The organism is Streptomyces griseorubiginosus (genome assembly GCF_017614965.1).
Lineage (GTDB): Bacteria > Actinomycetota > Actinomycetes > Streptomycetales > Streptomycetaceae > Streptomyces > Streptomyces griseorubiginosus_B.
In genome coordinates, this window is sequence record NZ_WVUG01000302.1 from 1 (window position 1) to 10635 (window position 10635).

Here is a 10635-nt window from a genome sequence, read left to right on the forward strand (position 1 = left end):
GGGCGTGCGGGTCGGGGACCGGTTCGGTGAGGGCGGCCAGGTGGCGGTCGTAGAAGCCCGTGTTCATGCGCGCCGCGGTGAACTCCTCGTGCCGCAGCGAGCGGATCAGCAGGTCGCGGTTGGTGGTGGGGCCGTGGATCGTGGCGCGTTCTAGGGCACCGGCGAGTCTGCGGACCGCCTCCGCGCGTGTGGGGGCGTGGGCGACGGCCTTCGCGAGCATCGCGTCGTAGTGGACGCCGATGGTGTCGCCGTCTTCGTAGCCCGTGTCCAGGCGGATGCCGGGGACGGTGAGGCGGTGCAGGGTGCCGGTCTGCGGGGACCAGTCCCGCGCGGGGTCCTCGGCGTAGAGGCGGGCCTCGGCGGCGTGGCCACGCGCGCGTGGCGGGTCGCCGTCGAGGGGGTGTCCCTCGGCGACCCGGAGTTGCAGGGCCACCAGGTCGATGCCGAACACGGCCTCGGTGACCGGGTGTTCCACCTGCAGGCGGGTGTTCATCTCCAGGAAGTGGGCCTTGTCGTCGGCGACGAGGAACTCCACCGTGCCCGCGCCGACGTACGAGACGGCGCGCGCGGCGCGCACGGACAGCGCGCGCAACTCCTCTTCGAGTCTCTCGGAGAGCCCGGGCGCGGGCGCCTCCTCGATCACCTTCTGGTGGCGCCGCTGGAGGGAGCAGTCGCGCGTGCCCAGCGCCCACACGGTGCCGTGCGCGTCGGCGAGCACCTGCACCTCTACATGGCGGCCGTTCTCGACGTACGGCTCGACGAACACCTCGCCGTCCCCGAAGGCGCTCGCTGCCTCGGCTCGGGCGCCCTCCAGAGCGGCGCCCAGCTCCTCAAGACGGCGCACGACCCGCATCCCGCGCCCCCCGCCGCCGGCGGCCGCCTTCACCAGCACCGGCAGGTCGGCCTCGGTCACGTCCGTCAGGGGCGCGAGCCCCATCAGCTCCTTGGCGCGGGTCTTGGACGCCATGGCCTCGATGGCGGCCGGGGGCGGCCCGATCCAGACCAGGCCGGCGTCGAGGACCGCCCGCGCGAAGTCGGCGTTCTCGCTCAGGAAGCCATAACCGGGGTGTACGGCGTCCGCGCCCGCGGCGATCGCCGCCTTCACGATCAGGTCGCCGCGCAGATACGTCTCCGCGGGCGCCGCGCCCGGCAGCCGTACCGCCAGGTCGGCCACGCGCGCGTGGAGCGCGTTCTCGTCGGCGTCGGAGTGCACCGCGACCGTCCGGATGCCCAGCTCGCGGCAGGTGCGGAAGATCCGGCAGGCGATCTCGCCCCGGTTGGCGACCAGTACGGAAGTGATCATGGAAGTCACTGGATCCCTCACATCCGGAAGACGCCGAAGCCGCCGCGCGCACCCTCGTACGGCGCGGTGTGGATGGCCGACAGACACAGGCCGAGGACGGTGCGGGTGTCGCGCGGGTCGATGACGCCGTCGTCGTACAGCCGCCCCGACAGGAACATCGGCAGCGACTCGGACTCGATCTGCTGCTCCACCATGGCCCGCAGGGCGGCGTCGCCGTCCTCGTCGTACGGCTGCCCCTTCGCGGCCGCCGACTGCCGGGCGACGATCGACAGCACGCCGGCGAGCTGCTGCGGACCCATGACGGCCGACTTGGCGCTCGGCCAGGCGAACAGGAAGCGGGGATCGTAGGCCCGCCCGCACATGCCGTAGTGACCGGCGCCGTAGGAGGCGCCCATCAGCACCGACAGATGCGGGACACGGCTGTTGCTCACCGCGTTGATCATCATCGCGCCGTGCTTGATGATCCCGCCCTGCTCGTACTCCTTGCCGACCATGTAGCCGGTGGTGTTGTGCAGGAAGAGCAGCGGGATGTCGCGCTGGTTGGCGAGCTGGATGAACTGGGCCGCCTTCTGGGACTCCTCGCTGAAGAGCACCCCCTGGGCGTTCGCCAGGATGCCGACCGGATAGCCGTGCAGGGTCGCCCACCCGGTCGCCAGGCTCGTCCCGTACAGCGGCTTGAACTCGTCGAAGTCGGAGGCGTCGACGATCCGGGCGATGACCTCGCGCGGGTCGAAGGGGGTCTTCAGGTCGCCCGGGACGATGCCCAGCAGTTCGTCGGCCGAGTACTTGGGAGGTTCGGCGGGCCCCGGATCGGCGTGCGCCTTGCGGTGGTTGAGACGGGCGACCACCCGCCGGGCCTGCCGCAGCGCGTCGGGTTCGTCGACGGCGAAGTAGTCCGCGAGTCCCGACACGCGCGCGTGCATCTCGGCACCGCCGAGGGACTCGTCGTCGCTCTCCTCACCGGTGGCCATCTTCACCAGGGGCGGCCCGCCGAGGAAGACCTTGGCACGCTCCTTGACCATGATCACGTGGTCGGACATGCCGGGGATGTACGCGCCCCCGGCCGTCGAGTTGCCGAAGACGACCGCGACGGTCGGGATCCCGGCCGCCGAAAGCCGCGTCAGATCCCGGAAGATGGCGCCCCCGGGGATGAAGATCTCCTTCTGGGACGGCAGATCGGCGCCGCCCGACTCCACCAGGCTGATGCAGGGCAGACGGTTGGCGAGGGCGATGTCGTTGGCCCGCAGCGCCTTCTTCAGCGACCAGGGATTGCTCGCGCCGCCGCGCACGGTCGGGTCGTTCGCGGTGATCAGACACTCCACGCCCTCCACCACCCCGATGCCGGTGACGAGCGAGGCGCCGACGGTGTACTCGCTGCCCCAGGCGGCCAGCGGCGACAGTTCCAGGAAGGGCGAGTCCGGGTCGAGCAGCAGCTCGATCCGCTCACGCGCCGGCAACTTCCCCCGCTCGCGGTGCCGTTGGACGTACTTCTCACCACCGCCCGCCAGCGCCTTCGCGTGCTCGGCCGTCAGGTCGGCGAGCTTGGCGAGCATGGCCTCGCGGTTGGCCCGGTAGTCCGGACCGGCGATGTCCAGGCCGGATTCGATGACGGTCACAGCAGGACCTCCGGGATGTCCAGGTGGCGGGAGCGCAGCCATTCGCCGAGCGCCTTGGCCTGCGGATCGAAGCGGTGCTGGGCGGCGACGCCCTCGCCGAGGATCCCCTCGACCACGAAGTTCAGGGCGCGCAGGTTCGGCAGTACGTGCCGGGTGACGGGCAGTTCGCCGGCTTCGGGGATCAACTCCCGGAAGCGGTCCACCGTCAGCTCGTGGACGAGCCACCGCCAGGCCTCGTCCGTCCGCACCCACACCCCCACGTTGGCGTTCCCGCCCTTGTCCCCACTGCGGGCCCCGGCGAGAAGCCCGAGCGGTGCACGGCGGAGGGGCCCGGCGGGAAGAGGTTCCGGCAGTTCGACGGCCGGTGGATCGTCGAGTACGAGGGTGTGGTGGGCCGGCGCCACCGGCTCCCGGCGCCCGTCGTGGAGGACGGCCACATGGCCGACGGCACCATGGGGGACGTACACATCCTCGAAGACCCCATAGGGCGAACCCTTTCCGGGTGGCGCCAGCACATGGAACCCCGGGTAGCTGGCGAGCGCCAGCTCGACGGCGGCCCCGCTCAGCGCCCGCCCCACCGCCTCCTGGTCCGGGTCCCGCACCACGAGCCGCAGCAACGCGCTCGCCGTCTCCTCGGTGGACGCGTCGGGCCGGTCGGTACGCGCCAACTCCCAGCGCGCATCGGCGACCTTGCTCACCGCCGGCTCCATCTGCTCCCGCACCAGCGCGGCCTTGGCCTCGATGTCGAGGCCGGTCAGGACGAAGACGACCTCGTTGCGGAAGCCGCCGAGCCGGTTGAGACCGACCTTGAGGGTCGGCGGCGGCGCCTCACCCCGCACCCCGTCGATCCGCACCCGGTCCGGCCCGTCCTGGGTGAGCCGTACGGTGTCCAGCCGGGCGGTGACGTCCGGCCCCGCGTACCGGGCGCCCCCGGTCTCGTACAGCAGTTGCGCGGTAACGGTCCCCACGTCCACGAAGCCACCGGTACCGGGATGCTTGGTGACGACACAGCTGCCGTCCTCATGGATCTCGGCGAGCGGAAACCCCGGCCTCCGGACGTCCCGACCCCCCTCCGCGAAGAACGCGTAGTTCCCACCGGTGGCCTGCGTCCCGCACTCCAGGACATGCCCGGCGACGACGGCCCCCGCGAGCCGGTCGTACTCGCTTTCCCCCCACCCGAAGTGGGCGGCAGCCGGCCCGGTGACGAGCGCGGCGTCCGTCACACGCCCGGTGACGACGACGTCCGCCCCCTCCCGCAGACAGGCGGCGATCCCGAACCCGCCGAGGTAGGCGTGGGCGGCGAGGCTGCCCGGGTGGGCGGCGGTGAGATCGTCACCCTCGACATGGGCGACCCGCACCGGGATGCCGAGCCGGTCAGCCAACAGCCGCACCCTCTCCGCCAGTCCGGCGGGATTGAGTCCGCCCGCATTGGCGACGATCTTCACCCCGCGCGCGTGGGCGAGCCCTAGACACTCCTCCAGCTGCCGCAGGAAGGTACGGGCGTATCCGGCCCCGGGATCCTTCAGCCGGTCCCGCCCGAGGATCAGCATGGTCAGCTCGGCCAGATAGTCCCCGGTCAGCACGTCCAGCTCGCCGCCGGTGAGCATCTCCCGCATGGCGTCGAACCGGTCGCCGTAGAAGCCGGAGGCGTTGCCGACGCGCAGCGCCGCCGTCATGCGCCCTCCCCCTTGCGTGGGCGCCCGGCACCCGGCGGCCCGGCGAAGGCCTGGGCGATGTCCAGCCAGCGGGCGGCGTCGGGGCCGACGGCTTCGAGGGCGAGGTCGGCGCGGTGGGCGCGCTGGGTGACGAGAAGGCAGAAGTCCAGCGCGGGTCCGGTGACGCGGTCGTCCGCGTCCTCCGGCCCGTAGACCCACAACTCCCCTGACGGTGAGGTGAGTTCCACGCGGAACTCCTCGAACGGCACGGGAAGCCCGTGCACACCGAAGGCGAAGTCGCGGGTGCGGACGCCGAGGCGGACGATGTGCCGGATGCGGTCGGTGGGGGTGCGCTTCACGCCGAGGGCGTCGGCCACGTCCATGCCGTGGGCCCAGGTCTCCATGAGACGGGCGGTGGCCATGGAGGCGGTGGACATGGGCGGCCCGTACCAGGGGAAACGGGCGCCCTCGGGTGCGGAGCGCAGGGCCGCCTCCAGCGCCTCGCGTCCGGCCCGCCAGTCGGCGAGCAGCTGCTCGGGCGGCTTCCCCGCTCCCTCCTCCGCGCCGTTGTCGACGAAGTCGCCTGGCGCGGCCAGCGCCTTCTCGACCTCGCGGTGAAATGCCCCCCGATCCGTCACCGCCAACACGGAGGAGTGGTCGGTCCAGGCGAGGTGGGCGATCTGGTGGGCGATGGTCCAGCCTGGTGCGGGAGTCGCGAGCACCCATTGCTCCGGGCTCAACTCGGCCACGAGCCGGTCGAGTTCCTCGCTCTCCGCACGCAGATCGTCGATGACGGGCGTCGGGTCGGCCATGGGGCGAGCATGGCAGGGGGCCCAGAAACAAGCAAGCGTGCTTGCATTAATTCGCCGGACGGTTTTCCACAACCCCGGGATCTCTTCGCGGTCGTTCGGCTACTCTGCGTGATGGGAGGTGGTGGCCGTGCATATCCGCGAGCTTGATCCCAGCGCGTCACCCTTGGACTACTACGGCTACGAGCTGCGCCGCGTTCGGGAGGCGGCGGGGCTGACGCAGAAGTCACTCGGGTCGATCGTGTTCTGTACGGGGTCGTTGATCGGCCAGATCGAGACGGCGGGGAAGGTGCCGCAACGGGAGTTCTCGGAGCGGGTGGACGCGGCGCTGGGGACGGGCGGGGCGGACAAGCTCGACGACCAGGTGGCAGCGCGTATGGAAAGGCAGCTCATCCTCGGGAGAACCCACCACTGGTGTGGGTGGTGCTGGACGAGGTCGTGCTGCACCGCCCCTTCGGCGGGAGAGCGGTCATGCGACAGCAACTCGCGCACCTGTTGGACCTCCAGCGCCGACGCCACCTGTGCGTGCAGGTCCTCCCGTTCGGTGTGGGCCAACACCCTGCAACAGCTGGCTCGTTCACCGTCCTGCGCTTCGCCGAGGACCCCGACGTCACCTACTCGGAGAACTACGACAAGGGGTACATGACGGCCAGCCCGGACGTCGTCAAGGACTGTTCGCATCGTTACGATCATCTGCAGGCCGCGGCCCTCTCAGTCGAGGACTCGGCAGCGCTGATCGCCCGCGTACGGGAGGAACGGTATGCAGAACAGGCAGTCCCTGACGGGAGCGCGCTGGCGTAAGTCGTCGTACAGCGGAGGCACGGGAGGGGAATGCATCGAGTGCGCCCCTCTCGGCACCGCAGTGTGGGCGAAGTCCTCCTACAGCGGCGACACCGGAGGTGACTGCGTAGAGGTTGCCGACGTGGCCCCCCACATAGCCGTCCGCGACTCCAAGAACCCCTCCGCCGGGGTGGTCACCTTCAGCCCGGCGGCCTTCTCCGCCTTCGTTCGCGGGACCTCCGGGAAACCTCGCGGCTGAAGCTCATGCGAGGGGATCCGGCGTGACCTGCCAGATAGTGACCACCCCCGGTGCGCGCTCCGGGCGCGGAATCAGCGGCCCGTCAGCCGACGGCTCAGTTCGCTGCACGCTCACGAACCCGACTTTAGTCCCACTGGGTATCCCGCCGTACCCGGAAATTCACGCGCGACCATCCGCCCCGCGGCGCTACCGTCCCCCGGTGATCGATGAAGACGGTTACTTCGGGGAGTCCGTCGCGGCGGGGTATGACGAGTCGTCGGCGGAGATGTTCGCGTCGGAGAGACTGGATCCGGCCGTGGACCTGCTGGCCGAGCTTGCCGGGACCGGGCGGGTGCTCGAACTCGGCATCGGCACGGGACGGGTCGCTCTGCCCCTCGCGCGGCGCGGTGTCGAGGTGCACGGCATCGACATGTCCCGGGCGATGGTGCAGCGGTTGCGGGCCAAGCCCGGCGGTGACGCGATCGGCGTGACGATCGGGGACTTCGCGACGGCCAGGGTGGCGGGCAGCTTCTCGCTGGCGTACCTGGTCTTCAACACGATCATGAATCTGACCTCTCAGGACGCCCAGGTCGACTGTTTCCGCAACGTCGCCGAGCACCTGGAACCCGGCGGCCGTTTCGTCGTCGAGGTCGGCGTCCCCGATCTGCGCAGGCTGCCACCCGGGCAGAACGCCGTGCCGTTCCATGTCGGGGACGGACGGCTCGGTTTCGATCTCTACGACGTCGCCACCCAGTCGATGAGCTCGCACCACGTAAGGGTCGACGGGGAGGGCCACGGCTCGTATCTCACCGTCCCCTTCCGCTACGTCTGGCCCTCGGAGCTCGACCTGATGGCACGGCTGGCCGGGATGCGACTGTGCGAGCGGTGGGAGGGCTGGACGCGGGAGCTCTTCACGAGCGAGAGCCGGCAGCACGTGTCGGTGTGGGAGAAGACCGCCGACTGACCCGCCGGCCGGCCTCCCTCGACCTCACGAACTCAGGACCGTAGGGCCTCAGGGCCTCAGGGCCTCAGGGCCTCAGGGCCTCGGGACCTCAGGAGACCGTCGCCTCCGGCATCGCCGCCTTCCCCCGCCCGACCTGCGTCCGCACCGCCCCCATGCTCGCGCCGATGACCAGGGCGATCGCCGCCGCCTGGACGGGGCTCAGGGTCTGGCCCAGGATGAGGAAACCGGCCGTCGCCGCGAGGGCCGGCTCCAGGCTCATGAGGATCGCGAAGGTGGGCGCGGGCAGGCGGCGCAGGGCCACGAGCTCCAGGGTGTACGGCAGAACCGACGACATGATCGCCACCGCGGAGCCCAGCGCGATCGTCACCGGGTCCGCCAGCTTCGTACCGGACTCGGCGATCCCCAGCGGCAGCATCAGCAGCGCCCCCACCCCCATCGCCAGCGCCAGCCCGTCCGCCTGCGGGAAGCGGCGGCCGGTGCGGGCGCTGAAGACGATGTACGCCGCCCACATGGCCCCCGCGCCGAGGGCGAACGCGACGCCCACCGGGTCGAGTGCGCCGAAGTCGCCGCCGCCGAGCAGGAACACGCCCGCGAGGGCGAGCGCGGCCCATACGGCGTTGATCAGGCGGCGGGAGGCGAGGACGGAGAGGGCGAGCGGGCCGAGGACCTCCAGGGTGACCGCCGCGCCGAGCGGGATGCGGTCGAGGGCCTGGTAGAACAGGCCGTTCATGGCGCCCAGGGTGACACCGAAGGCGAGCACCGTGCCCCAGTCGGTGCGCGAGTGGCCGCGCAGCCGGGGACGGCAGACCAGCAGCAGGACCACGGCCGCGGCGAGCAGGCGGAGGGTCACCACACCCAGCGCGCCCGCCCTCGGCATCAGGTTCACCGCCAGCGCCGCGCCGAACTGCACGGAGATGCCGCCCGACAGCACCAGGCCGATGGGGCCGAGCGAACCCCGGCCGCGCGGGGCCGCGGAGGCGGACGTCGTCGGCGAGGAAGTCGTCGTGCTGGGCGTGGTCACGGGCGGTCCAGGTGATCGGCTCGGGTTCGTTCAGCATGCTGCACTGCAAGGTCTACGGTAATAGACTCCGTCAGGCGTGTGAACCCGTTTTGCAACTGTCCCGCATGGTGGACTCAGAACCACTCGGTGTACTGGGGGTGCTGGGGGTACTGCGTGTGATCGGCGTACTGGTCCTGGTACGACGGCGCCTGCCACGCCGGCTGCGGCGGGTACTGGGCATACGCGGGCTGCTCGTCATAGCCGTGGTCCAGCGGCATCCGCAGCTCACCCGTGTCCATCACGGCGTTGTTCTGCGAGCGGTGCAGACGCGCGTAGGCGCCGCCGCGCGCCAGCAGTTCCTCGTGCCGGCCCGTCTCCACGATCCGGCCACGGTCGACGACCAGGATGCGGTCGGCGTCGGGGGCGAGGTTGAGGTCGTGGGTGATCATGATGGTCGTACGGCCGGTCATCAGGCGGCGCAGCGGCTTGACCACCCGGCGGGCGGCCATCGCGTCGAGGCCGGTCGTGGGCTCGTCCAGGACCAGGACGGGGGCGTCGCGCAGGATGGCGCGGGCGATGGCGAGGCGCTGGAGCTGACCGCCGGACAGGCGGGCGGAGTTGGGGTCGACCCGGGTGTCGTAGCCCTCGGGCAGCCGGACGATGAAGTCGTGCGCGTCCGCCGCCCGCGCCGCCTCCTCGATGGCCTGGTCGCTGGCGCCGGGCCGGCCGCACGCGATGTTGGCGCGGACGGTGTCGTGCAGCACGAGCGTCTCCTGCGGGAGCAGGGTGACGTACTCCCGCAGGCGGGCGAGCGGGAAGTCGCGCAGGGGGACGCCGTCGAGGAGGAGGTCGCCCGCGTCGGGGTCGTAGAAGCGCAGGAGGAGCTTGGAGACGGTGGACTTGCCGGCGCCGCTCGGGCCGGTGACGATCACGAGTTCGCCGGGACGCACCGTGAAGGAGAGGTCCGTGAGGGCGGTGGTGTCGGCGCCCGGGTAGCTGAAGGAGACGCCCCGGACCTCGACCGTGCCGTCCGGGCGGCCGGGCTCGGCGCCCCGGCGGGGGTCGGCGACAGAGGGCTCGACGTCGAGGACCTCGATGAGCCGCTCGGCGCCCGCGGTCGCCGCGGTGACGGTGAGGCCCAGCTGAGCGAGGCCGCGGACCGGCGGGTAGAGGTAGCCGAGGAAGGCGGCGAAGGCGAGGAGCTGGCCGAGGGTCATCCGGCCGGTGGAGATCTCCCAGGCGCCGATGCCGATCACCGCGAGCACGCACACCGTCTCGATGACGGCCACCAACTGTTCGTACGCCTCGTTCAGGCGGGTGGAGCGGACCGAGGCGCGGAACCAGGCGTTCGCCTCCTCGCGCAGCCGCCGGCGTTCGGCGTCCCGTCGGTCGTAGGCCTGGGTGAGCACGATGTTGGACAGGGACTCCTCGACGACGGAGGTGATCGCGCCGTCGGCGACGCGGCCCGCGCGAGAGACGTCCTTGATGGAACCGGAGAAGCGGCGGGCCGCCAGCCAGAAGAGCGGGGCCAGCACGAAGGTCGCGGCGGCCAGGTCCCAGCGCAGCCAGAACGCGGCGGCCGCGTAGAAGAGGGCGGAGAAGACGGCGGAGGCGGCGCCGACCAGCCCCGACACGACCATCGTCTCGATCGCCTCGACATCGCTCGTCAGCCGGGACAACAGGTCGCCCTGCCGGTGCCGTTGGAAGAAGTGCGGAGGCAACCGCTGTACGTGGTCGAAGACATGCTCGCGCAGTCTCATCACGAAGCGTTCGGTGACCCAGGCGGCGAGGGAGTTGCCGGCGTACGCGACGACCGCGCCCAGCACCGCCACGCCGAGCCACTTCGCCGCGGGCCCCCAGAAGGCGGCCAGCGAGCCCTTCTGCAGCGCGTGGTCGGTGAGGTCGCTGAAGACCAGGATCGCCTCGGTCTCGGCGAGCGCGGCGAGCACCGTGCACACCCAGACGAGGACCAGCCAGCGGCGCAGTCCACGGGTCAGCGGCCAGAACCTGCGGAACGCGATGCGGGCCGGAATGGTGGGAGTGCCGTACTCGTACTCCTCGTCATCCTCGTCCATATCCATTTCACATTCCCTCCGGATTCTGCCGTATCCCGCCGTATTCCGCCGTATTCCGTGGCGAGGAATTCCTGAATCAATCAAGCAGAGAGGACCGACGGAATCCCGTCGGCCCTCTCAGACCTCACTCAGTTGTCGTCGCCGGGGATCGGCTTGGGAACCGGCGGCTTGGGGTGCTTCTTCTTGGGCTTCGGC

General features: G+C 71.1%; 8 protein-coding genes and 1 pseudogene. 3 read left to right on the plus strand and 6 right to left on the minus strand.

Annotated elements, in window-relative coordinates:
- From GRC12_RS36145 to GRC12_RS36160, 4 genes are all read right to left on the minus strand, one after another.
- The coding region (locus GRC12_RS36145; RefSeq protein ID WP_208784274.1) for an acetyl-CoA carboxylase biotin carboxylase subunit at nucleotides 1-1303 on the minus strand (1303 nt) is incomplete at its 3' end.
- A gap of 17 nt (nucleotides 1304-1320) precedes the next feature.
- Nucleotides 1321-2961 (minus strand): acyl-CoA carboxylase subunit beta, encoded by a 1641-nt coding sequence (locus GRC12_RS36150; protein ID WP_439959925.1) that lies wholly within the window; start codon nucleotides 2959-2961, stop codon nucleotides 1321-1323.
- Nucleotides 2916-4595, minus strand: coding sequence for an acyclic terpene utilization AtuA family protein (locus tag GRC12_RS36155; protein ID WP_208784276.1), 1680 nt, complete (start codon nucleotides 4593-4595; stop codon nucleotides 2916-2918). The genes GRC12_RS36150 and GRC12_RS36155 overlap by 46 nt, the downstream gene beginning before the upstream one ends.
- Nucleotides 4592-5386, minus strand: coding sequence for a TIGR03084 family metal-binding protein (locus GRC12_RS36160; protein ID WP_208784277.1), 795 nt, complete (start codon nucleotides 5384-5386; stop codon nucleotides 4592-4594). The genes GRC12_RS36155 and GRC12_RS36160 overlap by 4 nt, the downstream gene beginning before the upstream one ends.
- A 127-nt stretch (nucleotides 5387-5513) precedes the next feature.
- Between GRC12_RS36160 and GRC12_RS36165 the strand changes: the two are divergent.
- The 3 genes and pseudogenes from GRC12_RS36165 (at nucleotide 5514) to GRC12_RS36175 (ending at nucleotide 7365) form a co-directional block, all read left to right on the plus strand.
- Nucleotides 5514-6184, plus strand: a pseudogene (locus GRC12_RS36165) (helix-turn-helix domain-containing protein).
- Nucleotides 6144-6422, plus strand: coding sequence for a DUF397 domain-containing protein (locus GRC12_RS36170; RefSeq protein WP_208784279.1), 279 nt, complete (start codon nucleotides 6144-6146; stop codon nucleotides 6420-6422). Before GRC12_RS36165 ends, GRC12_RS36170 begins: the two are co-directional and overlap by 41 nt.
- Nucleotides 6423-6621: 199 nt before the next feature.
- Nucleotides 6622-7365: a class I SAM-dependent methyltransferase gene (locus tag GRC12_RS36175; protein ID WP_208784281.1), complete on the plus strand. Its 744-nt coding sequence runs from the start codon at nucleotides 6622-6624 to the stop codon at nucleotides 7363-7365.
- Nucleotides 7366-7453: 88 nt separating this feature from the next.
- Here GRC12_RS36175 and GRC12_RS36180 read toward each other — a convergent pair whose 3' ends face one another.
- The gene (locus tag GRC12_RS36180) at nucleotides 7454-8386 is read right to left on the minus strand and encodes an EamA family transporter (protein ID WP_208784284.1); all 933 of its coding nucleotides are present in this window, start codon (nucleotides 8384-8386) and stop codon (nucleotides 7454-7456) included.
- 113 nt (nucleotides 8387-8499) lie between these two features.
- A complete protein-coding gene (locus GRC12_RS36185) occupies nucleotides 8500-10446 on the minus strand; it encodes an ABC transporter ATP-binding protein (RefSeq protein ID WP_439959926.1) in 1947 nt (648 codons plus the stop codon).
- Nucleotides 10447-10635 lie beyond the last annotated feature (189 nt).

What these genes read in the sequence shown, in the direction of transcription:
- GRC12_RS36155 (WP_208784276.1), bottom strand. Translation starts at nt 4,595, where the DNA reads ATGACGGCGGCGCTGCGCGTCGGCAACGCCTCCGGCTTCTACGGCGAC.
- GRC12_RS36185 (WP_439959926.1), bottom strand. Translation starts at nt 10,446, where the DNA reads ATGGATATGGACGAGGATGACGAGGAGTACGAGTACGGCACTCCCACC.
- GRC12_RS36160 (WP_208784277.1), bottom strand. Translation starts at nt 5,386, where the DNA reads ATGGCCGACCCGACGCCCGTCATCGACGATCTGCGTGCGGAGAGCGAG.
- GRC12_RS36150 (WP_439959925.1), bottom strand. Translation starts at nt 2,961, where the DNA reads ATGGCTGCGCTCCCGCCACCTGGACATCCCGGAGGTCCTGCTGTGACC.
- GRC12_RS36170 (WP_208784279.1), top strand. Translation starts at nt 6,144, where the DNA reads ATGCAGAACAGGCAGTCCCTGACGGGAGCGCGCTGGCGTAAGTCGTCG.